Origin of the sequence: Kribbella sp. NBC_00662, assembly GCF_041430295.1 — a bacterium.
Classification (GTDB): Bacteria; Actinomycetota; Actinomycetes; order Propionibacteriales; family Kribbellaceae; genus Kribbella.
The window spans coordinates 857566-882237 of record NZ_CP109029.1; the positions used below are offsets into that span (position 1 = coordinate 857566).

General features: G+C 69.2%; 27 protein-coding genes. 10 read left to right on the plus strand and 17 right to left on the minus strand.

The genetic code is table 11. The features are described from left to right. The first annotated feature begins 68 nt into the window (after nt 1-68). From OHA10_RS04370 to OHA10_RS04385, 4 genes are all read left to right on the plus strand, one after another. Nucleotides 69-1367, plus strand: coding sequence for a deoxyribodipyrimidine photo-lyase (locus tag OHA10_RS04370; protein WP_371404887.1), 1299 nt, complete (start codon nt 69-71; stop codon nt 1365-1367). A 74-nt stretch (nt 1368-1441) separates the two neighbouring features. Then, nucleotides 1442-1834, plus strand: a complete 393-nt coding sequence (locus tag OHA10_RS04375) for a GntR family transcriptional regulator (protein WP_371404888.1) — start codon at nt 1442-1444, stop codon at nt 1832-1834. Then, nucleotides 1831-2709 (plus strand): ABC transporter ATP-binding protein, encoded by an 879-nt coding sequence (locus OHA10_RS04380; RefSeq protein WP_371404889.1) that lies wholly within the window; start codon nt 1831-1833, stop codon nt 2707-2709. Before OHA10_RS04375 ends, OHA10_RS04380 begins: the two co-directional genes overlap by 4 nt. Continuing rightward, nucleotides 2706-3749 (plus strand): ABC transporter permease subunit, encoded by a 1044-nt coding sequence (locus OHA10_RS04385; RefSeq protein ID WP_371404890.1) that lies wholly within the window; start codon nt 2706-2708, stop codon nt 3747-3749. The genes OHA10_RS04380 and OHA10_RS04385 overlap by 4 nt, the downstream gene beginning before the upstream one ends. Here OHA10_RS04385 and OHA10_RS04390 read toward each other — a convergent pair. The 3 genes from OHA10_RS04390 to OHA10_RS04400 form a co-directional block, all read right to left on the minus strand. Next, nucleotides 3715-4977 (minus strand): APC family permease, encoded by a 1263-nt coding sequence (locus OHA10_RS04390; protein WP_371404891.1) that lies wholly within the window; start codon nt 4975-4977, stop codon nt 3715-3717. The two genes, OHA10_RS04385 and OHA10_RS04390, sit on opposite strands and share 35 nt — an antisense overlap. Before the next feature lies 1 nt (nt 4978). After that, complete coding sequence (locus tag OHA10_RS04395; protein ID WP_371404892.1) at nt 4979-5518, minus strand: hypothetical protein; 540 nt, start codon at nt 5516-5518, stop codon at nt 4979-4981. A gap of 78 nt (nt 5519-5596) precedes the next feature. Then, nucleotides 5597-6154 carry a TetR/AcrR family transcriptional regulator gene (locus OHA10_RS04400; protein ID WP_371404893.1) on the minus strand — a complete coding sequence of 186 codons (558 nt, stop codon included), beginning with the start codon at nt 6152-6154 and terminating at the stop codon, nt 5597-5599. Between the two features lie 74 nt (nt 6155-6228). Here OHA10_RS04400 and OHA10_RS04405 point away from each other — a divergent pair, with 74 nt between their 5' ends. Continuing rightward, complete coding sequence (locus OHA10_RS04405; RefSeq protein ID WP_371404894.1) at nt 6229-6483, plus strand: hypothetical protein; 255 nt, start codon at nt 6229-6231, stop codon at nt 6481-6483. On the opposite strand, the gene OHA10_RS04410 is transcribed toward OHA10_RS04405, so the two are convergent. The 5 genes from OHA10_RS04410 to OHA10_RS04430 all read right to left on the minus strand — a co-directional run bounded on the left by OHA10_RS04410 (nt 6480) and on the right by OHA10_RS04430 (nt 11089). Continuing rightward, nucleotides 6480-7316 carry a ketose-bisphosphate aldolase gene (locus OHA10_RS04410; protein WP_371404895.1) on the minus strand — a complete coding sequence of 279 codons (837 nt, stop codon included), beginning with the start codon at nt 7314-7316 and terminating at the stop codon, nt 6480-6482. The two genes, OHA10_RS04405 and OHA10_RS04410, sit on opposite strands and share 4 nt — an antisense overlap. A gap of 11 nt (nt 7317-7327) precedes the next feature. Continuing rightward, the gene (locus OHA10_RS04415) at nt 7328-8245 is read right to left on the minus strand and encodes a 1-phosphofructokinase family hexose kinase (protein WP_371404896.1); all 918 of its coding nucleotides are present in this window, start codon (nt 8243-8245) and stop codon (nt 7328-7330) included. Next, nucleotides 8233-9363, minus strand: coding sequence for an N-acetylglucosamine-6-phosphate deacetylase (nagA, locus tag OHA10_RS04420; protein WP_371404897.1), 1131 nt, complete (start codon nt 9361-9363; stop codon nt 8233-8235). Before nagA ends, OHA10_RS04415 begins: the two co-directional genes overlap by 13 nt. Beyond that, nucleotides 9360-10301 (minus strand): ROK family protein, encoded by a 942-nt coding sequence (locus OHA10_RS04425; RefSeq protein ID WP_371404898.1) that lies wholly within the window; start codon nt 10299-10301, stop codon nt 9360-9362. Before OHA10_RS04425 ends, nagA begins: the two co-directional genes overlap by 4 nt. Nucleotides 10302-10450: 149 nt before the next feature. Continuing rightward, a complete protein-coding gene (locus tag OHA10_RS04430) occupies nt 10451-11089 on the minus strand; it encodes a TetR/AcrR family transcriptional regulator (RefSeq protein WP_371404899.1) in 639 nt (212 codons plus the stop codon). 237 nt (nt 11090-11326) lie between these two features. Between OHA10_RS04430 and OHA10_RS04435 the strand changes: the two genes are divergently transcribed. After that, the gene (locus OHA10_RS04435; protein ID WP_371404900.1) at nt 11327-12049 is read left to right on the plus strand and encodes a hypothetical protein; all 723 of its coding nucleotides are present in this window, start codon (nt 11327-11329) and stop codon (nt 12047-12049) included. On the opposite strand, the gene OHA10_RS04440 is transcribed toward OHA10_RS04435, so the two are convergent. The 4 genes from OHA10_RS04440 to OHA10_RS04455 form a co-directional block, all read right to left on the minus strand. After that, the gene (locus OHA10_RS04440) at nt 12046-12651 is read right to left on the minus strand and encodes a CGNR zinc finger domain-containing protein (protein WP_371404901.1); all 606 of its coding nucleotides are present in this window, start codon (nt 12649-12651) and stop codon (nt 12046-12048) included. The two genes, OHA10_RS04435 and OHA10_RS04440, sit on opposite strands and share 4 nt — an antisense overlap. Nucleotides 12652-12655: 4 nt before the next feature. Next, nucleotides 12656-13636 (minus strand): SPFH domain-containing protein, encoded by a 981-nt coding sequence (locus OHA10_RS04445; RefSeq protein WP_371404902.1) that lies wholly within the window; start codon nt 13634-13636, stop codon nt 12656-12658. Then, a complete protein-coding gene (locus OHA10_RS04450) occupies nt 13636-13959 on the minus strand; it encodes a hypothetical protein (RefSeq protein WP_371404903.1) in 324 nt (107 codons plus the stop codon). The genes OHA10_RS04445 and OHA10_RS04450 overlap by 1 nt, the downstream gene beginning before the upstream one ends. A gap of 271 nt (nt 13960-14230) precedes the next feature. Further along, nucleotides 14231-14947 carry a TetR/AcrR family transcriptional regulator gene (locus tag OHA10_RS04455; protein ID WP_371404904.1) on the minus strand — a complete coding sequence of 239 codons (717 nt, stop codon included), beginning with the start codon at nt 14945-14947 and terminating at the stop codon, nt 14231-14233. A 102-nt stretch (nt 14948-15049) separates the two neighbouring features. On the opposite strand from OHA10_RS04455, the gene OHA10_RS04460 reads away from it, so the two are divergent. Next, nucleotides 15050-17236, plus strand: a complete 2187-nt coding sequence (locus OHA10_RS04460) for an MMPL family transporter (RefSeq protein ID WP_371404905.1) — start codon at nt 15050-15052, stop codon at nt 17234-17236. Here OHA10_RS04460 and pdxH read toward each other — a convergent pair. The 3 genes from pdxH to OHA10_RS04475 are packed head-to-tail and all read right to left on the minus strand — an operon-like array spanning nt 17185 to nt 19372. Further along, nucleotides 17185-17826 (minus strand): pyridoxamine 5'-phosphate oxidase, encoded by a 642-nt coding sequence (pdxH, locus tag OHA10_RS04465; RefSeq protein WP_371404906.1) that lies wholly within the window; start codon nt 17824-17826, stop codon nt 17185-17187. The two genes, OHA10_RS04460 and pdxH, sit on opposite strands and share 52 nt — an antisense overlap. A gap of 9 nt (nt 17827-17835) precedes the next feature. Continuing rightward, nucleotides 17836-18783: a hypothetical protein gene (locus tag OHA10_RS04470; RefSeq protein ID WP_371404907.1), complete on the minus strand. Its 948-nt coding sequence runs from the start codon at nt 18781-18783 to the stop codon at nt 17836-17838. Nucleotides 18784-18814: 31 nt separating this feature from the next. After that, a complete protein-coding gene (locus OHA10_RS04475) occupies nt 18815-19372 on the minus strand; it encodes a hypothetical protein (protein ID WP_371404908.1) in 558 nt (185 codons plus the stop codon). Nucleotides 19373-19534: 162 nt separating this feature from the next. Here OHA10_RS04475 and OHA10_RS04480 point away from each other — a divergent pair, with 162 nt between their 5' ends. Then, nucleotides 19535-20647: a citrate synthase 2 gene (locus tag OHA10_RS04480; protein ID WP_371404909.1), complete on the plus strand. Its 1113-nt coding sequence runs from the start codon at nt 19535-19537 to the stop codon at nt 20645-20647. Here OHA10_RS04480 and OHA10_RS04485 read toward each other — a convergent pair. Then, complete coding sequence (locus tag OHA10_RS04485; RefSeq protein WP_371404910.1) at nt 20644-21369, minus strand: helix-turn-helix domain-containing protein; 726 nt, start codon at nt 21367-21369, stop codon at nt 20644-20646. The two genes, OHA10_RS04480 and OHA10_RS04485, sit on opposite strands and share 4 nt — an antisense overlap. A gap of 128 nt (nt 21370-21497) precedes the next feature. Between OHA10_RS04485 and OHA10_RS04490 the strand changes: the two genes are divergently transcribed. Further along, on the plus strand, nt 21498-22349 hold the full coding sequence (locus OHA10_RS04490) for a phytanoyl-CoA dioxygenase family protein (RefSeq protein WP_371404911.1): 852 nt from the start codon (nt 21498-21500) through the stop codon (nt 22347-22349). Between the two features lie 108 nt (nt 22350-22457). Further along, a complete protein-coding gene (gene serC, locus OHA10_RS04495) occupies nt 22458-23582 on the plus strand; it encodes a phosphoserine transaminase (protein ID WP_371404913.1) in 1125 nt (374 codons plus the stop codon). A 55-nt stretch (nt 23583-23637) separates the two neighbouring features. Here serC and OHA10_RS04500 read toward each other — a convergent pair whose 3' ends face one another. Next, complete coding sequence (locus OHA10_RS04500; protein ID WP_371404914.1) at nt 23638-24630, minus strand: GNAT family N-acetyltransferase; 993 nt, start codon at nt 24628-24630, stop codon at nt 23638-23640. Between the last annotated feature and the right edge of the window lie 42 nt (nt 24631-24672).

Genomic DNA, 24672 nt, shown 5'->3' on the forward strand with positions numbered 1-24672 from the left:
CAACCATTCTCACCTATTGAGGCAACCCTTACCGAATCGCTGCTGGGTACTGGCGGATGATGAGCACGATGACAGCGGTGATGTGGTTCCGCCGGGACCTGCGGTTGGCGGACAATCCGGCCTTGCTGGACGCGGTGGCGGCCGGTGACGGCCGGGTTCTCGGGGTGTTCGTGGTGGATCCGTTGCTCTGGGAGCGTTCGGGCGATCCACGGCGGGAACACCTCGCGGCGTCACTGCGCAGCCTGTCCGGGTCGATGGGCGGACGGCTCGTCGTACGGCGGGGTGATCCGGCAACCGTCGTACCAGCTCTCGCGGATGAATTCGGGGCCGCGAGCGTGCACATCAGCGCGGACTACGGGCCCTACGGACAACAGCGCGATCAAGAAGTTGAAGCCTCATTGAAGTGTCCGCTGGTGCGGACGGGATCGCCGTACGCCGTGGCGCCGGGGCGGGTGCTGAACCAGCAAGGGCGGTCGTACCAGGTGTTCACGCCGTACTTCAAGGCGTGGCTGGCGCACGGGTGGCGGCAGCCGGCGGAGGCTCCGAGTGACGTCGCGTGGGTGAAGGCTTCCGGCGAGGAACTGCCATCCGGTGACGAGGCGGGCGAGCAGGCGGCGCTCGAGCACTGGAAGGCGTATCTCGAGGACGTCGCGGCGTACGACGACGAGCGGGATCGGCCCGATCTGGACAGCACCTCGCGGATGTCGGTGCCGTTGAAGTACGGCGAGATCCACCCGCGGACGATGCTCGCCGATCTCGCCCGCAAACGCAGCGCCGGCGCGGAGGCGTACCGGCGCGAGCTGGCCTGGCGCGAGTTCTGCGCGGATCTCCTCGCGCGGCACCCGCAGGCCGCGTGGAAGCCGCTGCGTCCTGAGTTCGACAAGATGCAGTACGACGAACTGGGCGAACTGTTCGACGCATGGTGCGCGGGCCGGACCGGGTTCCCGTTCGTGGACGCGGGGATGCGGCAGCTGGCCGAGACCGGGTTCGTCCACAACCGCGTGCGGATGGTCGTCGCGTCGTTCCTGGTCAAGGATCTCCACGTGCACTGGCGGTTCGGCGCCCGATGGTTCATGCGGTTCCTGCGCGACGGCGATCTCGCGTCGAACTCGCTCAACTGGCAGTGGGTGGCCGGCTGCGGCGCGGACGCGGCGCCGTACTTCCGGATCTTCAACCCGGTCGGCCAGGGCCAGAAATTCGACCCCGACGGTGAGTACGTCCGGCGCTGGGTGCCCGAACTGCGGCACCTCGACGGCAAGACCGCGCACGAGCCCTGGAAGTACGGCGCCGACGCCTACCCGGCCCCCGTCGTCGACCACGGCGAGGCCCGGGCCGAGGCCCTGCGCCGGTACGACGCCATCCGCTGATCCGCTCCCCGCTCTTGACGGGCGTTTGAGCCATACCCCTATAGTGCTAGTTACCTAGATGAATGGGGTTATGGATGATCGAGTTCCATCTGGACGGCCGGTCGGGGGTCTCGCCGTACCAGCAGATCGTTCAGCAGGTCCGGAACGCGTTGCGGCTCGGACTGCTGCGGGAGGGTGACCAGCTGCCGACCGTGAAGGACGTCGTCGCGACGCTGGCGATCAACCCGAACACCGTGCTCAAGGCGTACCGCGAGCTCGAGCACGAGGGCCTGGTCCAGGCCCGGCCCGGCCGCGGCACGTTCGTCACCCGCACCCTGACCGACAACACTCTCGCCGCGCACGGACCCCTTCGCCAGGACCTCCGCCGCTGGCTCGCCAAGGCCCGCAAGGCCGGCCTCGACGACGAAAGCATCGAGGCCCTGTTCCTGACAACCTTTCGGTCCGCCGCTCAGGAGGACATAGCATGACGACAGTTCTGCACGCCCAGGGGTTGGGCAAGAAGTATGGGCGGCGCTGGGCGCTGGCCGATTGTGAGTTGGAGGTTCCGGCCGGGCATGTGGTGGGGCTGGTCGGGCCCAACGGGGCCGGCAAGAGCACGTTGCTGAATCTGGCCGTGGGGATGCTGACGCCGAGTGCGGGGTCGGTCGAGGTGCTGGGAGCGCCGGCCGGGTCGCAGCAGGCGAAGGTCGGGTACGTCGCGCAGGACACGCCGACGTACGCGCGGTTGAGTGTCGCGGACCACCTGCGGCTCGGGCGCCGGCTGAACCCGGCGTGGGACGAATCCCTTGCACAGCAGCGGATCCAGCACCTGAAGCTCGATCCGAAGCAGCGGGCGGGGAAGCTGTCCGGTGGTCAGCGCGCGCAGTTGGCGCTGACGCTCGGGCTGGCGAAGCGACCCGAGTTGCTGATCCTCGACGAGCCGGTCGCGGCGCTCGATCCGCTGGCCCGGCGCGAGTTCCTGCAGGACCTGATGGAGGCGGTCGCGGAGCAGGAGCTCAGCGTCGTACTGTCCTCGCACCTGGTCTCCGATGTCGAGCGCGCCTGCGACTACGTGATCGTGCTCGTCGACTCGCGGGTGCAGGTCAGCGGCGAGATCGACACCTTGCTGGCCACGCACTACCGGTTGACCGGTCCGCGCCGCGATCCGAAGGACCTGCCGCGGGACCAGTTGGTCGTGACCGCGAGCCACACCGACCGGCAGTCGACGTACCTGATCCGGACCGACCGGCCGATCCACGATCCGGCCTGGACGGTCAGCCAACTCACGCTCGAGGACCTCGTGCTGGCCTACATGGGCCGCGACGTCCAGCCGGAGCGCCCAGTCCTGGAGGTGCAGCGATGATCTGGCTGACCTGGCGACAGTTCCGTGTCCAGTTCCTCGTCGTCGCGGCGGTGATCGTCGCGGCCGGCGTCATCTTCGCCGTTACCGGCCCGGGGCTCGCCGACGACTACCGACGGCTGACCGACTCGTTCATCCAGAGCCTCGCCGTCGAACGGCTCAACCCGGTGCTGTACCGCGTCGGCCAGCTCCTGCTGTACGCCGTACCGCCGGTGATCGGGGCGTTCTGGGGCGCACCGCTGATCGCGCGTGAGCTGGAGACCGGAACGCACCGGCTGGTGTGGAGCCAGAGCATCGGCCGCCGCCGCTGGCTCGCGACCAAGCTCGCCGTCACCGGTGGCTCCGCGATCGCGATCACCGGACTGCTCAGTCTCGCGGTGAGCTGGTGGTCCGACCCGATCGACAAGGCCGTCAACGCCGGTCAGGACTCCAACACCTACCTGCCCCGGATGTTCCCGTCGGTGTTCTCCGCCCGCGGCCTGGTCCCGATCGGGTACGCCGCGTTCGCGTTCGCTCTCGGGGTCGCGCTCGGCCTGGTGATCCGGCGTACGGTCGTCGCGCTCGCGGTCACGCTGGCCGTGGTGATCCTGGTGCAGATCCTCGCGCCGATATTCATCCGGCCGCACCTGCTCGCTCCGACCGACAAGTACATCGTCCCGACCGCGGAGAACATCCGGGGCTTCGGGCTCAGCGGGGACGGACCGACTCCACAGGTGACGATGATCGAGGTCGCCACCGGCGCCGTCGGGGCGTGGAAGCTGTCGGACAAGACCGTCGACAAGTCGGGTCAGTCGGCGAAACTCCCGTCGTACGTGGTGGATTGCGCGCCCACGCCGCCGGGGTTGACCCAGGAACCGACGGACCCCGCGGCCCGGACGGCCTGTTTCCAGCGGCTCACCTCCGACGGGTACCGGCAGCACGTCCGCTACTTCACCAAGGACAAGTTCTGGGACCTGCAGTGGCGGGAGTTCGGGTTCTTCCTGGTGCTCGCGCTGGCACTCAGCGGCTTCAGCTTCTGGCGGATCCGGCGCGACCTGTCCTGAATCGCCGTACGAGAAGGGCTGCCGCGAGGAGAGCGGCAGCCACGACCGCGGACGTCCACGGGAGGGTGACCGCGAGGACGACGCAACCGATCAGGCCGATCACGTTGACGGCACGCGGCCAGCGACGCTGATCGGCCGGCTGGGTGAACGCGGACGCGTTCGCGATCGCGTAGTACAGCAGGACACCGAACGACGAGAAGCCGATCACGCCACGCAGATCGGTGGTCAGCACCAGTACGCCGACGACCGCGGCGAGCGCCAGCTCGGCGTGGTGCGGGACCTGGTAGCGGGGATGTACGGCGGCCAGCCACGTCGGGAGGTCCCGGTTGCGGGCCATGGCGAGCGTGGTGCGGCCGACGCCGGCGATCAGGGCGAGCAGGGCGCCGAGGCTGGCGAGCGCGGCCCCGATCCGGACGATCGGGGTCGCCCAGGCCGCACCGACCCCGTCGACCGCGGACGCGAGGGGCGCTGCGGTCGACGCGGGGTCGCCGGTCCGCAGCAGCGCGAACGCGACCAGCAGATAGATGCCGATAGCAATGATCAGTGCCGCGGTGATCGCTCGTGGGATCGTCCGGGCCGGCTCGCGGACCTCCTCGCCCATGGTCGCGATCCGCGCGTAGCCGGCGAAGGCGAAGAACAGCAGCCCGGCCGACTGCAGGACGCCGTACGTCGAGGTGGGGGCGGACGTGTGGTGGTGCGCATCGCCCCTGAAGAGCAGGACGAGGACGAGCGCGAGGACGGCGAGGGTACAGGTGACGAGGATCCTGGTCAGCCGGGCTGTCCTGGTCACGCCGCGGTAGTTGACGGCGGCAAGAATCAGCACGGCTGCGAGGGCCAGCAGACGCTGCAGCCATTCGTCGGGGACGACGTAGGTCGCGAAGGTCAGCGCCATCGCGGCACACGACGCCGTCTTCCCGGACACGAAGCACCAACCGGCGGCGTACCCCCACCACTCCCCCAGGCGTTCGCGACCGTAGACGTAGGTGCCGCCCGAGACCGGGTAGACCGCGGCCAACTGCGCCGACGACGCCGCGTTGCAGTAGGCAACAACGGCCGCGATCGCTAGGCCGAGGAGCAGCCACGAGCCGGCCGCCTGTGCGGCCGGCGACCAGACGGCGAAGACGCCGGCCCCGACCATCGAGCCGAGCCCGATCACCACCGCATCGCCCAGCCCGAGCCGGCGTGCGAGCGTCGTCCCGTCCGCCTGCTCCGGCTGGGATGCGTTCATGTCAGCTGTCCGCCGCCAGAGCCGCCGCGATCTTGTCCTCGGCATCGGCGACGACCTCCTTCGGGGCTTCGGGCAGGACCTCCGCCCACAGGGCCAGCATCTCCCGCTTGGCCTCGAGCATGCCCAGCGGCCGCGGGTAGAACCAGACGTGGAAATGGGCCGAACCGTCGCCCCAACGATAGACGTGCACCCGGGCGATGTCGCCGAGCGCGAGGATGGCCCGCTCGACCCGGGCGACCATCGGCCCGTAACTGCGCGCCAGGGAGTCCGGCAGGTCGGCGAACGAGTCGTGGTGGGCGCGGCTGGTCAGCCAGACCACGCCCGGGATGGTGACGCCGGTCGCCCGGCACAGCGCCCAGTCGTCGTCGTACCAGAGCGGCTTGTCGTCGGCGTCCCGGGCGGTCGCGGTGTCGTCCAGGCCGGACAGCCAGTTGCACAGTCCACAGGGATCCCCACCGGGTTCGCCGACCCGCGGCGGTTCGGGAATCACCCGGGCCTGCGGCTCGAGGCGGACCAGCGGTTCGGCGTACGGCAATGTCATGACGGTCTCCTCCGGGAGAAGATGATGATGATGCCGTCAGTGAAACATGCTCGTTGCATTTTCCGCAACAGGTATGTTTCAGGCTTCGAGGACGCCGCGGAGTACCAGGTCGAGGGTCAGGCGCCGGGCCCGCGACCGTGACCAGTGGTGGCGGCCGCGCATGTGCACGTAGGTGAAGGCGGCCGAGACCATCAGTACCTCGGCGACGTCGCTGACCCGGCCGTGCGGGTGCAGCGTGCCGTCGGTCTCGCCCTCACGGAGGAACCGCTCGAACGGGTCGAGAAACGAGACCGGCCCGTTGCGCGCCTGCTCCTGGTGGAAGACCAGGTCCGACGACAACATCAGCGGGAGATGCCGGTCGATCACGTCGAACAGCGCCTCGATCGTGCGGATCAGGCCCTCGCGGCCGGTGCCGGAACCGGCGAGCACCGGCCACATCGTGTCCCGGTAGTCGTCGGCCAGCGCGTCCAGCAGGGAGTTCAGCAGCGCCTCGACGGTCAGGCCCTGCCGCCAGAGTGTGACCCGGGACCGACCGACCTTCTCCGCGACCCGCTCCAGCGTCACGCCGGCCCAGCCGTACTCGGCCAGGACGGCGATGGCGGCCGTGCGCAGGGTTTCGTCAACCGCCACCGTCATCAGCGATCCCTAGGTCTTGTGCAACATGGTCGTTGCACCGCACCATGACTGTATCAACCGATCGAGGAGGCGGCGTGGACAGCAGGACCGAGATCCGGGTGCGGTTCACCGACCAGGAGCTGACCGGGCTGACCGCGCTGGCGGCCGGGCTGCGCGGAGTGGCCGAGGCCGACCTGTCCGAGGAGGACGCCCTGGTCGCGGCGGTGGAGATGGCGCTCACCCGGTTGATCGACGATTTCGAGGTGCCCGACCCGGCGACCCGCGAGCAGGTCCAACTCGCCCGCGACGACCTGCGCGCGCACTGGATCCGCGGCGCCGCCGGGATCTAGACCGCTTTCAGCACACCGAGGAGGCGGGCGACCTCCGCCGCGACGGCATCGCGGGCCGGGCCGAGGTACTTGCGGGTGTCGACCAGCTTCGGGTTATCGGCGAGGACCTCGCGAACCACCGCGGTGAAGACGTTGTTGAGGTGGGTGGCGATGTTGACCTTGGTCATGCCGGCCTCGACCGCGCGGGTGAGGTCCGGGTCCGCGACACCCGACGAGCCGTGCAGGACGAGCGGCACCGGCACAGCCTCACGGAGCTGGGTGATGAGCTCGAAGTCGAGGGTCGCCGTGCGCTCGGTCATGGCGTGGGAGGAGCCGACCGCCACCGCCAGCGCGTCGACGCCGGTGGCCTCGGCGAAGGCGACGGCTTCGTCGGGGCGGGTGCGGGCGCCGGGGGCGTGCACGCCGTCCTTCCCGCCGACCTCGCCGATCTCGGCCTCGACGAACACTCCGTGGTCGTGGCAGTACGCCGTGACCTCGGTCGTCGCGGCGACGTTGTCGGCGTACTCGAGCTTGGAGGCGTCGTACATCACCGACGTGAACCCGAGCGCGACCGCCTCGGTCACCAGGTCCCGGTCCATCGCGTGATCCAGATGTACGACGACGGGCACCGAAGAGGCCGCCGCGGCGGCCAGCGTGCCGAGCCCGATCGGTTTGAGCGCGCCGTGGTACTTCACCGCGTTCTCACTGATCTGCAGGATCACCGGCGCACCGACCTGCTCGGCCCCGGCGATCAGCGCGGTCGCGTGCTCCAGCTGGATCACGTTGAACGCACCGACACCACGACCGGCCTTGGCCGCAGCCAGCACAACCTCGGCCCCGGAAACCAACGGCATGAGAACTCCTTCTAGCGATTAACGGTGACTTGCGGTTGCCAGCGGCGGTACGCGGCCAGATCGATGTCTCCGGCAACGGGTGTCAGCACGGCGGCGGCGGATGCGGCAACGGCGGACTTCAGTACGACGGACCAGTCGGGCTCCGGCGATTCCGCGACAGCTGCCGCGACGACCGCCGTACACGCATCGCCCGCGCCGGTCGGGTTTCCGCTCACGGTCTCGACCGGCAATGCCCGCCAGACACCTTTCTTGCTGGCGGCAACCATCCCGCGCGGTCCGTCGGTGATCACTGCCGCGGCCGCACCGAGCGCGACCAGCTCCGACGCGCCTTCCTCGACCTCCACGTCGCCGACGGCCGCACGCAGCTCGGACGCGTTCGCCCGCACCACCGCACCCGTCTTCGCCGCGGCGGTCAACGCGTCACCGCCGGCATCGATCACCGACAGTACGTCGTGATGCCGCGCCCGGACCGCGAGCTCGGCGTACGCGTCCGACGGCAACCCCGGCGGCAGACTGCCCGAGCAGGCGAGCACGCCCATCCGCCCCCACGGCATCCGGTCCAGGAACGCGCGCCACTCGTCCGCAGTCACCGTCGGACCGGCCTCGTTGAAGATCGTCGCGTCGCCGTCCACACCGTTGACAATGGCAACGGTACGGCGGGTCTCACCCGCGATCGGGGTGAGCAGCGCGGTCAGCCCGGCGTCGAACAGCTCCTCGGCGACCAGCTCACCGGTCACCCCGCCGACGAACCCGAGCACCAGCACCTGATGCCCGAGCGTGGCCGCGACCCGCGCGACGTTCACGCCCTTCCCGCCGGCCCGCCGACGGATCCGGTCGACGCGATGACTGCCGCCGACCCGCAGTTCGTCGACCTCGTACGTCACGTCCAGCGCGAGGTTGAGCGTGACGGTCCCGATCAGTCCAGCCACGACCCGGCCCGCATCACTTTCTGCACGGCGTACTCGTCGTCCAGCAGCACCAGGTCGGCCCGCTTCCCGGTCTCGATCGAGCCCACGTCGTACCAGCCGAAGGTCTGCGCCGGGGTCGTCGAGGCCATCCGCGACGCGTCCACCAGCGAGACCCCGGACGTCACCGCGTTGCGGTAGGCAACGTCCATGGTCAGCGTGCTGCCGGCGATCGAGTGCGTGCCGTGGGCAAGCGTCGCGAGGCCGTCCTTGACGTCGACCTCGAGGTTGCCGATCTTGTAGCGGCCGTTGCCCATCCCGGTCGCCTCCATCGCGTCGGTGATCAGCGCGATCCGGTTCACCCCGGCCGCGGCGAGCGCGACCCGGACCACCTGCGGGTCCAGGTGCATGCCGTCGTTGATCACCTCGAGCAGCAGCCGCTCGTCGTTCAGCGCGGCGCCGACCGGACCGGGATCGCGGTGGTGGAACGGCCGCATCCCGTTGAACAGGTGAGTCGCGACCGTCGCACCCGCATCCGCCCCGGCGACCATCTGCTCGTACGTCGCATCGGTGTGCCCGAGCGCCGCGACCGCGCCCGCGTCGACGACCTGGCGGATCGCTTCCAGCCCGTTCTCGAGCTCCGGCGCGATCGTCACCATCTTGACCGCGTCACTGAGCACCTTCGCGACGTCGTCCTTGAGCGGCGGCCTCAGCAGCGACGGGTCGTGCGCACCACACCGCGCCGCGGACAGGAACGGCCCTTCGAGGTGCACGCCGGCGATCACGCCGTCGGCGATCAGCTCCGCGAGACAGGCCGTCTGGTCGACGAGGACGTCGAGCGGCGCCGTGACGAGGCTGGCCAGCGTGGTCGTCGTACCGTGCCTGCCGTGGAAGGCCGCGACCTTCCGGGCCTCCTCCGGATCGGTCGTCGAGTACGTCGACCCGCCGCCGCCGTGGGTGTGGATATCGACGAAGCCCGGTACGACGGTCACGGCACCGAGGTCCTCGGGCCGCTTGCCGTCCGCGGGCATCCCCTCGGACCGGCGACCGAACGCCACGATGTCTTCGTCGACCACCTGGATCCAGGCGTTCTCCAGAACGTCGTCCGGCGTGACCACCCGGCCCACGCGGTACGTCGTCATGCCCTGCCCTCCTCGTCAGCGCGGTCCCAGGCCATCTGCGCGGCACCGAGCATGCCCGCCTCCTCGCCCAGCACCGCCGCCACGATCTCCGGCTCGCGCTGGAACGTCAGTCGCTCGTGCACACCCTCCCGCAGCGGCTGCAGCAGCGTCTCGCCCGCTCCGACCAGCCCGCCGCCGATCGCGATCTTCGTCGGCGCGACCAAGGTCGTGTAGAGGACCAGAGCGTCGATCAGAGCCGCCAGCGCGTCCTGCCACACCTGTGCGGCATCCGGGTCTCCGGCCGCCAGCAGCTCCATCACCTCGCGGGCGCCGTCCACGGTCCGTCCGGTGCGAGCGGTGTACCGCCGGGCCAGTGCGGCAGCGGACGCGACGGTCTCGAGGCAGCCCCACTGCCCGCAGGCGCACAGCTCGGCCGCGTCGCCGTAGATGAACTTCGAGTGGCCGAGTTCGCCGGCGTACCCGTCGCCGCTGACCAGGGACCCGTCGACGATCATCGCGGCGGCGATCCCGGTGCCGAGCGGCAGGAACATCGAGTTCGTCGTACCGGCGAGGGCGCCCTGACGGAACTCGGCGTAGCCCCCGGCGCGGACGTCGTGGGCGAGCACGATCGGCACGTCGTCGCTGATCGCGGCCTTGAGCTCGGCCAGCACCGGCGTCGCGACCCATTCCAGGTTCTCGGCGCCGACGGTCCCGTGCTCGGCGTCGATGACGCCGGGCACCACGACCCCGATCGCGCGCACCCGGTGCCCGTCGGCGGTCGCCTTCTGGCTGAGCTCGACGACGGTCTCCAGCAGGGCGTCGAGCACGGCACGGCCCCCAGCGTCCCGGGGAGTAGGCCTGGTCTCGCGGTGCAGCACGGCACCGTCGGCGGCGACCAGGCCGCACTTCATCCGGGTTCCACCGAGGTCGACGGCAACCACGACTTCACAGGGGTCCACGGAGCGCCATTATGCAGCGTTACCAGGCGGTCCGAACATCCATGAGCAAAACACGGACAAAACTCACCCGGACCGGCGCACAGGGTGAGGGAGTGACACCCGGGAGCCGTAGGCAGGGATCCACGGTTTCCGGGGCATCGGCGATGTGGTCAGGCCCGCAGGCCGCGGTCGAAAGCCGCAACCAGGAACGCGACCAGGTTCTCGGCGAGTTTGCCGGGATCCTCGGCAGTGGCCCCGGGGCCGGCGGCACCCGGCGTCGGGGACAGTGCCTGTGATTGGTGCAGGGCGAGCAGACCGAGCATGTTCACGTACCCGAAGGCGACCGCATCCGGCGACGCCTGCGGCAGCGCCCGCTGCAGGGCGGCCAGGTAACGACTCTCGATCGGATCCGACTCGGCCGCGTACAGCTCCCGGATCCGCCGACTCGGATCGAACGCGATCCGGCCGATGAACCGGGCGACCACGGCACCACGCTCGCCCCGGCGCAGTACCAGTTCCAGCCCGGGCTCGATGAATGCCCGGATCAGCTCCTCGGGTGTCGGCGGCCCACTGGCCTCCAACTGGTCCAGCCGGCGCCGCCGCTCGGTATTGACCGGCGCCATCGCACGCGCCACGGCAGCCCGCAGCAGCGCTTCCTTCGAGCCGAAGTGGTAGTTGACCGCCGCGATATTCGCAGCCGCCGCGACCGTGATGGCGCGCAGCGACGTTCCTTCGTAACCCCCTTCACCGAACCGTTGCTCAGCGACGTTGAGCAATCTCTCCCGGGTCGTTTCGACCGGTGTCTCCACAGAGTTCTCCTTCCCCCCGACTACCGCTCGCGCAGGCACCCCACCTGCTCACTCGCAGTAGCCTGCTGTCAGCATAGTTCAAACGGTCGTTTGAACTGGAGGGCTCAGCTCAGTTGTTCCGAGAAATCCTCAGATTTCTCTGAAACCCATTCCTTCCCACGGTTCTCGGCACTCACACCTCCACCACAGCGCGTGCACGATCGGGTGAAACCTGTTAGTGAGTTAGGGTTCGGGCCCATGAGTTTTGTTCGGGTCGACCAACGATTCCGGGGGCCGGAGCGATCGGGCAACGGCGGATATGTCGCCGGCTTGGTCGGGACGACGCTGGCGACGCAACTCAACGGCGCATTTGTCCCGCAGGTGAAGTTGCGAATGCCGCCACCGCTGCAAAAAGACCTCGACCTGTCGACCGATGACGCCTGCGCTCGGTTGACCGACGGTGACGAACTGGTCGCACACGCGATACCGGTCGACAGCGATTTCCTCACCGACGCGACCATCGAGCCGGTCCCGGCGGAAGAGGCCCGGGCTGCGGAGGCGGCGTACCGCGGGTTGCGGGACCATCCGTTCCCGAACTGCTTCGTCTGCGGACCGTCGAACCAGGGCGGCCTGCAGCTCAAGCCGGGGCCGATCGGCGACGGGCGTACGGCGTGCACCTGGAAGCCCGCCGCGGAGCTGGGGACCGGCGGACTGATCGACGAGCTGTTCCTGTGGGCCGCGCTCGACTGCCCCGGCGGCTGGACGATCGACCTCGAAGGGCGTCCGTCGGTACTCGGCCAGCTGACCGCGAGCATCGACGCGCGACCGCGGGTCGGCGAGGAGTGCGTCGCGCTCGGCCGCTACCTCGGCGAGGACGGCCGCAAGACGTTCACCGCGAGCACCTTGTACGACGCCGACGGGCGCGTGCTCGCCCGGGCGAAGCACACCTGGATCACGGTCGACCCAGCAGCCTTCAACTAGCGCACGCGGGCCGCATGGGCCCGGACCTTGGCGCGGTTGCCGCAGGTGGCCATCGAGCACCAGCGCCGGCGGCCGCGTGGGTCGAGGAACAACCAGCCGCAGGACGGGCAGGTGCGCACGTGCTCGCGGGACTGGCCGGTGAGCAGCTCGCCGGCCAGCAACGCCAGGTTGTGCAGCGGGAGCGCGAGATCTTCCCGCAGCTCCCAGGTCAGTCCGTCGTCGGCGTGCACCAGCCGACGGCCGCCGTACGCCTTCTCGATCAGGCGCGCGGCGGCCTCGAACGTCGTCTCGGTGGCCTGGTCGGTCAGGACGTCGTACAGGTCGACGCGGAAGTCCAGCGTGGCCTGCAGCCGCCGTGACACCTCGGTCGGGCTGCTGCCGGCCTGCTCGATCAACCGGAACACGGTGGCCGGCGACAACAGGCCGACGTACGAGTTCCAGATCAGAAACGCCTCGTACGACGTCAGCCACTCGGTCCGGGCCGGGGCACGGGTGGTCCACTCGGACCGGGTGTTGACGAAGTCCAGCACCGGATGCGCGCCGACCGGCTTGGGCAGGACGACGCCCTGCACGAGCTCGAGGTGGGACGGCAGCGCATCCATCTGGCTACCGGGCCGGCTGGGTCGGCTGGTCGTTGGGCGTCGACGGCGTCGTGGTCGGCACCGGGATGCTGACGTTGCCGTTCTGCGGGATGACCATGAACTGGATCTTGCCCGATTCGATCGCGGTCTTCAGCAGGTAACCGTTCGCACCGAGCATCGCGACCTGCTGCTTGACCGACTGCAGCTCGACGTTGACCTGCTGGTTCTTCTGTTCCTGGGTCGCCTTGGCCAGTTCGGCGCGCTGCTTGGCCTCCAGGCCGTCGATGATGCCCTTGTCCAGCGGCATCGGCTTCTGGATCGTGAACGACAGCTCGCCGCAGTCGTTGCTGCCGTTGTAGCCCGGACCGCAGAAGTAGTCACCGCCGACCGCGGCCGGCAGCAGCCGGGTGAACTCCTTGGCCGCCGCGCTCTGGAACGCCGACTTCTTCGCCTCGTTGTTGTAGAGCTCGGCCCAGTTGTAGTTCGTCGCCACCGCGGACAGCGCGCGGTCGATCTGCGGCCGGAAGTAGCTCTGCAGCATGTCGTTCCAGCCGCTCTCCTCGTAGGCCTCGGTCTTCAGGCCGATGCGCTCGTGGAACGACTTGATCACGTCCTTGTCCCGGTTCAGCGTGAAGTACACCTGCACCCGGACGCCGAGCCGGACGTTGTCCTTGCTCACCACCGTGACCTCGTCGGCCGCGTCGGTGTCGGCGCCGTCACCGCCGATGATGTACGAGCGCTGGTCGATCGGATACGTGTACAGCGTGTCGCCGGGGCCGATCAGCTTGTTCGTCGAGCCCGGCGGGACGATCGACTTGAACTTCTTGTCCTCGATCACGCCGCCGCCGTAGTGCAGGCCGATCCGGTTCGCGTCGGTGTTCGCGAAGTTGAAGATGTTGAACAGGATGATCAGCGCGATCACGGCGACGACCAGGCCGCCGATCACCTTCACCTTCACATTCCCCTTGGGCTTGATCGCGGCGGCTGCGTTCCCCAGTTTTGCCATCAGTCGTCGAGCTCCTTGCGTTCCATTTGAATACCTTCCCCACCCCACCGCCCCGGTCGCAGACGCCGTACGTCGGCGAGGGTCAGGTCGGCGGTGACCGCGACGTCGCGCGGCACCGACGGATGCGAGCTGAGCGTACGCAGGCCCTGCTCGGCAGCCGCGACCGCCCGCTCGAGCGCCCTGACCTCGTTCATCAGCGCCCGGTGCTCGGCGTTGACCTCGGCCAGCGCCTGCTCTGCCTGGACGGCCCGGCGGTACGACGCCCACCCGAACCAGGCGGTTCCGATCAACAGCAGGATCACCGGCAGGCCGAGTCTGATCATGCCGACGATTGTCGTTCATCCCTGGGCGAAAAACGGTTGAACCGTTGACCGCCGGACAGTAAGTTCGCAGTACACGCGAAGGGAGGTGGTCCAACGCATGAATTGCTATCGGACTCGTGAGGTGGCGGCGGGCTAACCGCCAACCACAGTTAAGTGGGCAAGTGGTCGGCCGAAACCAACGCCAGCCACCGGGCCTGCGGGCAGTCAGGTAGTCCGCCTGACCCTGAGTTCGGCCACCCGGTCGTGTCTCTGGAAGCGCCCGCAGGCTTTCTTATGCCTCCGCCGGCGGGCAGTCGAGCCCGAGCGCGTCGCCGATCTCGCGGAGCTGGGCCTCGAAGTACGCGCCGGCATCCGGCAGCACCCAGTGCAGCTGGCCGAAGACCTCCATGCAGATCAGGCCGTAGAGCCTGGTCCAGTAGGTCAGGCCGAGGTAGATCGCACCCGGCGGCATGCCGCTGAAGTGCTCCGACTCCTGCGTCAGCTGCTCGATCAGCGTCGGGCCCAGCAGGTCGTCGGACGGGTACGGGAACGGCTTCTGGTACCAGATCGCCGCGACCAGCTGCTTGAACAGATCGCCGAACCGCATCGCGGCCTGGTGCCCCGGGGTCTCCTCGTGGTCGTCGGCATCCGGCGTCGGCACAGCCGTCCCGAACAGCAGCGCGAACTCCGCCGGATGGGCCAGTCCCCAGTCCCGGAAGCCGTTCGCCAGCAGGTAGAGCTTCACGCCGAGGTCGACGGCCTCCTCGGATGCCTCCAACGTCATCAGCCCGTTGGTCAGCTCGTCGTACAGGTCCGCGATCAGCGCACCGATCAGCGCCTCGTGGCTCGGGAAGTACCGGTACAGCGCCGGCGGGGTCAGGCCGAGCTCGCGCGCGACCGCCCGCAGCCCGACCGCCGCCGGGCCGCCGCTCACCAGCAGCCGGCGGGCCGCCGCCTTGATCTCGGCGACCGTCGCCGCACGGCGCCGGTCACGTCCGGACTCTTCCAACCTGCGAACCCTCCTTGACATCACCTCAGGGCGCGCGTTTACAGTGTTAACAGTTAACGCTGTTCACTCTACGCCCGCTGCTCCAATCTAACGCTCTGGGGGATGTCCGTGTTCGAGAAACTCGGCCACTTCACGTACCGGCGCCGCCGGCTGGTGCTCACCCTGACCGGAGTCTTCGTCGTGCTCGGGCTGGCCTGGGGCACCGGCGTGTTCGGGGCGCTGGCGAACGGCGGCTTCGACGCGCCGGACACCGAGGCCGCGAACGCCGTCGCCACGATCGAGCAGAACGTCGGCCGCACCGGCACGGACGTCGTCGTGCTCTATCGCAGCCCGTCGGAGACCGTCGCCGACCCGGCGTTCAAGCAGTCCGTCGAGAACCATCTCGCCGGGTTGCCGACCGCGGATGTGACCGGCGTTTCGACGTACTGGAGCACGAAGTCCCCGGTGTTCGTGTCGAAGGACCAGCACAGCACGTACGCCGTCCTCACGCTGGCCGGCGCTACTCAGGAGGCGCGGCTGGACACCTTCCACCGGATCGCATCGCACGTCCGCGCGGCACCGCCCGGGCTGGAGACGAAGGTCGGCGGCGAGATCGCGGTGTTCGACGAGGTGAACACGCAGACCGAGCACGACATCGTGAAGGCCGAGTCGATCTCTACGCCGATCGTGCTGGTGCTGCTGGTGGTCGTCTTCGGCGGTCTGGTCGCGGCCTCGCTGCCGCTGTTCGTCGGCGCGCTCGCGATCCTCGGCTCGTTCGTGCTGCTGCGCGGACTGTCGGCGGTGACCGACGTGTCGATCTTCTCGATCAACATCGTCACGATGATCGGACTCGGGCTGGCGATCGACTACGCGTTGTTCATCGTCACCCGGTTCCGCGAAGAACTTGCTCGCGGCAACGACGTCGAGACGGCACTGACCACGACGATGGCGACGGCCGGGCGGACGGTCGCGTTCTCCGGCGTGACCGTCGGCGTGGCGATCAGCAGCCTCGTGCTGTTCCCGGTGATGTTCCTGAAGTCGATGGCGTACGGCGGTGCTGCCGCGGTCGCGATCGCCATGATCGCGGCGCTGACCGCGCTGCCGGCGCTGCTCGGCGTACTGGGTCATCGGGTGAACAGGCTGCGGATCTTCAAGCCGCGCCAAAGTTCTGGTGAGCACGGAGCCTGGTATCGCCTGGCACACAGTGTGATGCGGCGGCCGGTGCGGTATGTGCTGGTGCTCGTCCCTGTGCTGCTGATTCTGGGAATTCCGTTCCTGTCTGCGCAGCTGGGCGGTGTAGATCATCGGTCGTTGCCACCGGGCGCTACGTCCCGGACGGTGACCGAGACGCTGCAGCGGGACTTCCCGGGAGCCGGCGGGTCGGACATCTACTCGGCGGTGCGATTCGACTCTGCTCCGAGCGATCCGGCGTCGGCGCTGGCGCCGTACATCTCGCGGCTGCAGCAGGTGCGGGACGTGGAGAACGTGCGGATCGGTGGTTATGCCAACGGTGTCGCGTCGGTCGTCGTGCACACCCACTTCACTGGGCAGGAGCTGGCGGCGCGGGACGTCGTACATGGAGTGCGGGCGGTGCCGGCGCCGGAGGGTACGCAGGTCCAGGTCGGTGGTGAGACGGCGGCCGTGATCGATCTGCTGCACGTGCTCAAGGAGCGGGCGCCGTACATGGCCGGGTTCATCGTCGTGGTGACGTTCGTGCTGCTGTTCATGGCCTTCGGCTCGTTCGTGCTGCCGGCGAAGGCGTTGCTGATGAACGTGTTGTCGTTGTCGGCGGCGTTCGGTGCGATGGTGTGGATCTTCCAGGACGGGCATCTGTCCGGGTTCCTCGGGTTCACGCCGGCCGGGTTCCTCGATGCGACCAACCCGGTGCTGCTGTTCGCCGTACTGTTCGGGCTGTCGATGGACTACGAGGTGTTCCTGCTCAGCCGGATCCGGGAGGAGTACGACCGGACCGGCGACAACACCGAGGCGGTCGCGCACGGGTTGCAGCGGACCGGCGGGATCATCACCAGTGCGGCGCTGCTGCTGATCATCGTGGTGGCGGCGTTCTCGACGTCGGGCATCGTGTTCGTGAAGATGATCGGCGTCGGGCTGGTGATCGCGATCGCGCTGGACGCGACGATCGTGCGGGCCTTGCTGGTGCCTGCGACGATGCGGCTGCTGGGACGCGCCAACTGGTGGGCGCCGCGCCCGCTCGTCCGGTGGTGGGAACGGAACGGCTTCCGGGAGGCCGGCGAGCCTCAGGGCTGGAGCCGGACCAAGTCCCAGGAACCCGAGCTGGCGGGACGGTAGGCCAGGCGGTCATGCAGCCGGCCGACGCGGCCCTGCCAGAACTCGAATGCTTCCGGGGCGACCAGATAGCCGCCCCAGAAGTACGGCGTGGAGATCTCGGTGCCCTCGGGCCACTGGCGCTCGTACGACGCGTACTGCAGGTCGAGCTCCTCGCGGGATGCGACCGGCTGGCTCTGCTGGGAGGCCCAGGCGCCGAGCTGTGACTCCCGCGGCCGGCTTGCGAAGTACTCGTCGACCTCGTCGGCGGGGAGCTTGGTCACCGTGCCTTCGATGCGGACCTGACGCTCCATCGCGTGCCACGGGAACACCAGCGCACAGTGCGGGTTGTCGGTCAGGTCGTCCGCCTTGCGGGACTGCTGGTTGGTGTAGAACACCAGCCCGCGTTCGTCGACTCGCTTGAGCAGGACGGTCCGCGCCGACGGCCGGCCGTCACCGTCGGCCGTGGCGAGCACCATCGCGTTGGGCTCCGCCAGGCCCGCGTCCCGGGCCTGCTGCAGCCAGATCTCGAACTGCTTGATCGGGTCAGATGCCATCTGATCCTCGAGCAGCTCCCCCAGTCCGTACGTACGCCGCATCTCCGCAAGATCCACGCGTCGAGCCTACTTGTTGGCCTCGACCTTGTTGATCTCGGCGAGATGCTGATCGAAGGTGGCTCGCCACAGTGCCTGCCGGAGCGTGGCCTCGCCGCCGGCAGAGCTCGCACCGGCGATCGAGGCGGCCCACAGCGTGCTGAGATCGCCGAAGCCTTCGACGTCGGTCAGGAGCGGCTCGATCAGGTCGCGGTCGGCGGCGGAGGCGAGGTTCCGGCGTACGGGGTCGAACGGCGCGGCGCCACGGCGCAGCGGCTCGACGGCGTAGAAGTAGTCGAGCATCGTCGCGTCCTCGATGCCGTCGTCGACGGCGGCCTCCAGCACGCGGTCGATCTGCTCGGCGACCGCGGTGCGGGCCGCCTGCGTCGGGCCGGCTGCCGGGATCAAGCGGGTCTGCAGGTGGTTGCTGAAGGCACGCAGCTTCTCGGGTAACGGGAGCGCCTCGAGCTGCTCGACATCGCGTGGGTAGAAGTAGCCGTGGGCAACCTCAGCGATCGGCTCACTGGTCGTGAAACCGTCAGGCGGTGTCTCGAACAGCCGGTTGGACGAGGCGAGTCCCTCCGCGTATCTGTGCCAGCTGAGCGCCTGCTCGATCAGCCTGGGGTTCGCCACTTCCTGACGGTGGCCGTCGGCAACAATGCGTGTGGACCCGGGTACTGCGCGCACACCGTCGTACGGCGTGCTGTCGTCCATGAACCATCCGCAGCCCGCGGCGAAGGTCCAGCCGCGCGAGGACGCGACCGCCGGCACGCCCGCGAACAGCAACGCCGCGACCGGTCGATTCGACCAAACGCACCCGTCCGGCAACTCCAGCTCGAACAGCGGGCTGACGTCCGGCCGCGCCTCGGACAGGGTCACCTCGGGCCGGATGCCGTAGTACTCCTCGACGCGGGCTCGACCGGCCGCGACGCGTGCGGCACTGTCGTGCGCGAAGGTATAGGCGACCAGCAGTTCCATGCAGAGCCTGATGCCGACTCAGCGGGGAAAGTTATCGCGGCGGCTGCTGCTGGCCCGGGTACTGCGGCGGGTAGGGCGGTTGTTGCTGCTGGCCCGGGTATCCGCCCCATTGCTGCGGGTAGTTGGGGGTGTCCTGCAGTTGCCCCGGACCCGCCATCAACTTGGCCAGCTTGGCGTCCTGCGCCCAGCGCCGGATGCCGACCAGCAGCAGCGGAATGCCGAACAGGATGACGGATCCGTCGAAGAACAGGTACGAGCCGCCGTACCGCGAACCCGGGAACTGGAACAGCTTCACCAGGTCGATCGCCTGCGCCACAGGCAGCAGCAGTACGGCCAGCCCGGACACCGTCAGCAACAGCCCGGCGCCGGTCGTCACGCCGGAGCCGATCACCGGCGCCATCATCAGCAGGCCGAGCACCACCGCGACGGCGACCATCAGCGCGAGCCAGGGCAGCACCTGGCCGGCGTCGCTGCGGAACGTCTGGACCCGCAGCAGCAGCCGCGTGGTCGCGTACGAGGCGACGACCATGGCGGCGTAGGACGCGATGACGCCGATCACGAGCCCGAGGGCGGGGAGGGGCTTGGCCATGGCGTCGAGAGTAGACCTCTTCGCGGTCCACCCCCGGCGCGAAGTCCTCGAACGGGTCACAAAGCTGTCGTGTCATCAGTACGGAGAACTATGCTGCCTGAGCGCCCAGGGTGCGCGCCCTCCTGGTGGGCCTGCGCGCCGAGACGAGGACGAGGGAGTCGCATGTCTGATCCGAGGACCGAGGTGCAGCACGGGCTGGAAGGCGTGGTCGCGTTCGACACGCAGATCGCCGAGCCGGACAAGGAAGGTTCGGCGCTCCGCTACCGCGGCGTGGACATCGAGGACCTGGTCGGCCGGGTGCCGTTCGAGAACGTCTGGGGCCTGCTGGTCGACGGTGCTTTCACCCCGGGCCTGCCGCCCGCCGAGCCGTTCCCGCTGCCGGTGCACACCGGCGACGTGCGGGTCGACGTACAGTCCGCGCTGGCGATGCTCGCACCCGCCTGGGGGCTGCGGCCGCTCTACGACATCGACGACGTGCAGGCGCGCGAGGACCTGTCCCGGGCGGCGGTGATGGCGTTGTCGTACGTCGCCCAGGCCGCCCGCGGCGTCGGCCACCCGATGGTGCCGCAACGCGAGGTGGACAAGGCGACGACGATCACCGAGCGGTTCATGATCCGCTGGCGCGGCGAGCCGGACCCCAAGCACGTGAAGGCGGTCGACGCGTACTGGACCTCCGCGGCCGAGCACGGCATGAACGCGTCGACGTTCACCGCTCGGGTGATCGCCTCGACCGGTGCGGACGTCGCCGCGGCGCTGTCCGGTGCTGTGGGCGCGATGTCGGGTCCGCTGCACGGCGGTGCGCCGGCACGGGTGCTGACGATGATCGAGGGCGTGGAGCGGTCGGGTGACGCCCGCTCGTACGTGAAGGGCCTGCTGGACGCGGGCGAGCGACTTATGGGCTTCGGGCACCGGGTGTACCGGGCGGAGGACCCCCGCGCGCGGGTGCTTCGTCGTACGGCGCGCGAGCTCGACGCACCGCGGTACGAGGTGGCCGAGGCGCTGGAGCAGGCCGCGCTGGCCGAGCTGCGCGAGCGGCGTCCGGACCGGGTGCTGGAGACCAACGTGGAGTTCTGGGCGGCGATCGTCCTCGACTTCGCGGAGGTGCCGCCGCCGATGTTCACGTCGATGTTCACCTGCGCGCGGACGGCCGGCTGGAGTGCGCACGTACTGGAGCAGAAACGCACCGGCCGGCTGATCCGGCCGTCGGCGATCTACTCCGGCCCCGCCTCCCGCCCCGCCGACGCCATCGAGGGCTGGAACCCCGACTGGGCTTAACGGTCCTGGCTCGGGGTGCGCCCGGTGCGTTGTTTGTACTGGCGGCTGAAGTACGGGACGTCGGTGTAGCCGAGGGCGGCGGCTGTCTCGGTGACGGTCATGCCGCTCTCGGTCAGCAGTTGGTGCGCGCGGTCGATGCGGGCCTGGATGAGGTACTGCGCCGGTGACATCCCGAACTGCGCGACGAACCTTCTCGTGAACTGCGCCCGACTCAGGGAAGCTCTCGACGCCATCTCCGCCACGGTCCAGTCTCGGCCGGGGTCCTGACGGAGCTGCCGGGCGATCTCGTCGACCGCTGCGTCCGTGACGCGGCGGCCCGGGTTGTGCACGGCGTCCCAGATCAGCGCGATCAGTTGCTCGAGGCACAGTTCCGCCTGGCGCCGGCCGAGTGCGTCCTGCCTGCGGTACGACGCGTCGCTCGTGCGGGCCAGGACGCCGAGCAGCTCGCGGTCCATCACCTCGCCCCATCGCGGGTCGGGCGCTGCTCCGGTGGTCTGGAAGTGCATGCCGAAGACCAGCAGCCGACGATGCGGGTCGTGGGTGGCACGCGGTGCATCACCGGGCTGGAAGACCGCGCAGACACCGGGATGCAGGTCCTGGCGTTCGCCGTCGAGCACCAGCTCGCCCCGGCCGTCCATCACGCACCAGAGTAGGTGGTCCTTGAGCACCGGTGACGTCCAGGACCAGCTCGGCTCACACCGCCAGAAGGTCGGGGCGGACATCCGTTCGAGTTCGAGTCGGCGCAACAAAAGTTCAACTCCTCGCGCAATTCCTCCATGGCCCGGTCCCGGTACCGGGCAGGAGAATTGGATCTATCAGGCAGCGTAGAGCACAGTCGCGGGAGCCGTGCATGAGCGTTTCATCCAACATCGACGCCGTACTTCGGGAAGAGTTCGAGCAGACCGGCTACACGCTGGTGCGTGGTCTGTTCAGCGCCGACGAGGTCGACCGGTTGCGAGACCACTACATGGAGGTCCGCCAGCGCGGGCCGCGGTCTCATGACTTCGCCGGACACGACTCCACCGACCGGGATCCGCTGAAGCGGTACCCGCGGATGGCGCAGATGCACCGGTGGGACGAGACGTCGCTGCAGTGGATGATCGACCCGCGCATCGACGAGGTCATGACGACTCTCCTCGGCAGGTCGCCGTACGCCGTCCAGACGATGGTCTACTTCAAGCCTCCGGGCTCCCGCGGGCAGGCGCTGCACCAGGACAACTTCTACCTGAAGGCCGATCCGGGTACGTGCGTCGCGGCGTGGATGGCGCTCGACCGGGTCGACGAGGCGAACGGGTGCCTCGAGGTCGTGCCCGGCTCGCACCGATGGCCGATCCTCTGCACAGAGAAGGCCGACACCACGGTCAGCTTCACCGACGTCACGGTGCCGCTGCCGTCGACCGGGTCCGCCGTACCGGTGGAGATGGAGCCGGGTGACGTGCTGTTCTTCCACGGGGCGCTGGTGCACGGAAGTAACCCGAACGTCACCACGGACCGGTTCCGGCGGGCGCTGATCGGCCACTACATCGAGGGCGAGGCGGAGCGGGTGGCGCAGTACTACCACCCGGCGATCCGGATGGACGGGACCGAGCTCACGCTCGAGGTGGCCGAGGGCGGCGGCGCCTGCGGCGAGTGGACGGAGACGCCGGACGGTCCGGTCGCGGTTCTGACTGGTACGCAGACGATCACGCGCAAGCACGAGTAGTCCGCGCGGTGAGCCCCGGAGCGGTGGGGTGGGACGGGTGTGCGAGGATGGTGTGCGCTGACAGCGTCGTCGGCTTTCTGAGATGCAGACGACGAAGGGAACACGCTGGTGACCAGCGACATTCAGATTCCTGCTGAGCTCAAGCCTGCTGACGGCCGCTTCGGTTCGGGCCCGTCGAAGGTCCGCCCGGAAGCGATCGCCGCGCTGGCGACCGAGGGCGCGAAGCTGCTCGGCACCTCCCACCGCCAGGCCCCGGTGAAGAACCTGGTGGCCCGCGTACAGCAGGGCGTGGCCGACCTGTTCAACCTGCCCGAGGGCTACCAGGTCGTGCTCGGCAACGGCGGTTCGACCGCGTTCTGGGACATCGCGACGTTCGGGCTGATCCGCGAGAAGAGCCAGCACCTGAGCTTCGGTGAGTTCTCGTCGAAGTTCGCGAAGGCGGCGCAGCTCGCCCCGCACCTCGGCGACCCGACGATCGTGAAGTCCGACCCCGGCACTCGCCCGGTCGCGGTGGCCGAGGCCGGCGTCGACCTGTACGCGTGGCCGCACAACGAGACCTCCACCGGTGTGATGGCGCCGGTCAAGCGCGTCGAAGGCGCCGACGAGGGTGCGCTGGTCGCGATCGACGCGACGTCGGGTGCGGCCGGTCTGCCCGTCGACGTGAACGAGGCCGACGTGTACTACTTCGCGCCGCAGAAGGGCTTCGCGTCCGACGGCGGCCTCTGGATCGCGCTGATGAGCCCGGCGGCACTCGCCCGGGTCGAGGAGATCGCCGCCTCCGGCCGCTGGATCCCGGCGTTCCTCGACCTGGCGACCGCGGTCGACAACTCGAGCAAGAACCAGACGTACAACACGCCGTCGCTGGCCACGCTGTTCCTGATGGCCGAGCAGACCGACTGGATCAACAACCAGGGCGGTCTCGAGTGGAGTGTCGCGCGGACGACGGACTCCAGCAACCGGCTGTACACGTGGGCCGAGAAGTCGGAGTACGCCACGCCGTACGTCGCCGACCCCGACGCCCGCTCGCTCGTCGTCGGCACCATCGACCTCGACGACTCGATCGACGCCGCCGCGGTCGCGAAGGTGCTCCGCGCCAACGGCATCGTCGACACCGAGCCGTACCGGAAGCTCGGTCGCAACCAGCTCCGCGTCGCGATGTTCCCGGCGGTTGACCCCGACGACGTCGAGAAGCTGACCCAGGCCATCGACTACGTGGTCGAGAACCTCAAGTAGTACCGCCTGCAGCCGCCGCGCCCTTGCTCGGGGTGCGGCGGCTGTTTTCGTTGGCTCACAAGTTGATGCGGAGGACCGCTCGGCGGTTGCCGGGGCGATTGACCACGGCGAAGCCCGCGTCGGTGAACATGGCAAGGGTGCCGACGGAGCCGCCGTCCACCAGGTCCGGGTAGCCCTCGATCGCGTGGGCTCCGGCTTCGCGGGCGAACGGGACTGTGGCGCGGGCCAGAGCGCGGCCGATGCCTCGGCGCCGGAAGCCGGCGCGGGTGACGAAGCAGGTCACGGCCCACACGGTCGGATCGGTCCTGTCCTCGTTGCGGCCCAGCCAAGGGACGCGGAAGTCGCGCAGCAGCCTCGGGTGGTCCGCCCGAGGCGCGACAGCGCACCAGCCGACCGGTTCTCCGTCGAGGTACGCGACCAGGCCGCTCGTCTCCGGAGCTTGCGGGCTTCCGCCGGCGTCGGTACGCCCGCGCACCCCGCCCGCCGCCTGGCCGCAGGCCGTCTGATCTCGGAGACGGGCGGCGAGCTCCTCAGGACCTTCGGACCCCCACGACTCCTTGGGCAGCATCCGGAACCGCTGGCACCAGCACCTGCCGGGATCGCCGGAGCCGAAGATCGCCTGCAGGTCCTCCCACGACGCCTCGTTCGCCGGAACGATCGAGAGCTGCTCATCGGTGACGGGCTCCCGCGACCCCGCCGTACGCGGAACAGGAACCCGCTTGGCCGGAGCCGCCTTCGGCTGTGTCTGCTTGCGAGCCGGCGCCTCGAAGGTGAGCCAGAGGTCCACCGTGTCGCCTGCATCCAGTCCTCGAGGCTTTCGCACTCCGTCCTTCAGCGGCAGTAGGTATCCGCCGTCCTTCGACCACAGCGAGGTCTTCCACTCCGTGCTGCCGAGGCGAGCGCGGATCGGGAGCATGCCCCAGCTGTTGTGGCCGGCGGCTGATGCGGCCTCCTTCAGGGCAGCGACGTCCTCGTCCGGGACGGGGACGAAGTAGTACGGCGCTGGGCCGCGCCACTCGATGACCTCGCCGCTGAACTCGTGCTCCATGGAGCCGATGCTAGGCCCGGTTCCGGACGTACGGCTTCCGGA

Bases quoted from the DNA above. Each gene is read 5' to 3' on its own strand.
- OHA10_RS04380 (WP_371404889.1), top strand. From the start codon at position 1,831: ATGACGACAGTTCTGCACGCCCAGGGGTTGGGCAAGAAGTATGGGCGG.
- OHA10_RS04400 (WP_371404893.1), bottom strand. From the start codon at position 6,154: ATGACGGTGGCGGTTGACGAAACCCTGCGCACGGCCGCCATCGCCGTC.
- OHA10_RS04395 (WP_371404892.1), bottom strand. From the start codon at position 5,518: ATGACATTGCCGTACGCCGAACCGCTGGTCCGCCTCGAGCCGCAGGCC.
- OHA10_RS04435 (WP_371404900.1), top strand. From the start codon at position 11,327: ATGAGTTTTGTTCGGGTCGACCAACGATTCCGGGGGCCGGAGCGATCG.
- OHA10_RS04460 (WP_371404905.1), top strand. From the start codon at position 15,050: ATGTCCGTGTTCGAGAAACTCGGCCACTTCACGTACCGGCGCCGCCGG.
- OHA10_RS04370 (WP_371404887.1), top strand. From the start codon at position 69: ATGACAGCGGTGATGTGGTTCCGCCGGGACCTGCGGTTGGCGGACAAT.
- OHA10_RS04385 (WP_371404890.1), top strand. From the start codon at position 2,706: ATGATCTGGCTGACCTGGCGACAGTTCCGTGTCCAGTTCCTCGTCGTC.
- nagA (WP_371404897.1), bottom strand. From the start codon at position 9,363: ATGACGACGTACCGCGTGGGCCGGGTGGTCACGCCGGACGACGTTCTG.
- OHA10_RS04480 (WP_371404909.1), top strand. From the start codon at position 19,535: ATGTCTGATCCGAGGACCGAGGTGCAGCACGGGCTGGAAGGCGTGGTC.
- OHA10_RS04440 (WP_371404901.1), bottom strand. From the start codon at position 12,651: ATGGATGCGCTGCCGTCCCACCTCGAGCTCGTGCAGGGCGTCGTCCTG.
- OHA10_RS04410 (WP_371404895.1), bottom strand. From the start codon at position 7,316: ATGCCGTTGGTTTCCGGGGCCGAGGTTGTGCTGGCTGCGGCCAAGGCC.
- OHA10_RS04500 (WP_371404914.1), bottom strand. From the start codon at position 24,630: ATGGAGCACGAGTTCAGCGGCGAGGTCATCGAGTGGCGCGGCCCAGCG.
- OHA10_RS04390 (WP_371404891.1), bottom strand. From the start codon at position 4,977: ATGAACGCATCCCAGCCGGAGCAGGCGGACGGGACGACGCTCGCACGC.
- OHA10_RS04375 (WP_371404888.1), top strand. From the start codon at position 1,442: ATGATCGAGTTCCATCTGGACGGCCGGTCGGGGGTCTCGCCGTACCAG.
- OHA10_RS04475 (WP_371404908.1), bottom strand. From the start codon at position 19,372: ATGGCCAAGCCCCTCCCCGCCCTCGGGCTCGTGATCGGCGTCATCGCG.
- OHA10_RS04470 (WP_371404907.1), bottom strand. From the start codon at position 18,783: ATGGAACTGCTGGTCGCCTATACCTTCGCGCACGACAGTGCCGCACGC.
- OHA10_RS04485 (WP_371404910.1), bottom strand. From the start codon at position 21,369: ATGTCCGCCCCGACCTTCTGGCGGTGTGAGCCGAGCTGGTCCTGGACG.
- OHA10_RS04450 (WP_371404903.1), bottom strand. From the start codon at position 13,959: ATGATCAGACTCGGCCTGCCGGTGATCCTGCTGTTGATCGGAACCGCC.
- OHA10_RS04490 (WP_371404911.1), top strand. From the start codon at position 21,498: ATGAGCGTTTCATCCAACATCGACGCCGTACTTCGGGAAGAGTTCGAG.
- OHA10_RS04445 (WP_371404902.1), bottom strand. From the start codon at position 13,636: ATGGCAAAACTGGGGAACGCAGCCGCCGCGATCAAGCCCAAGGGGAAT.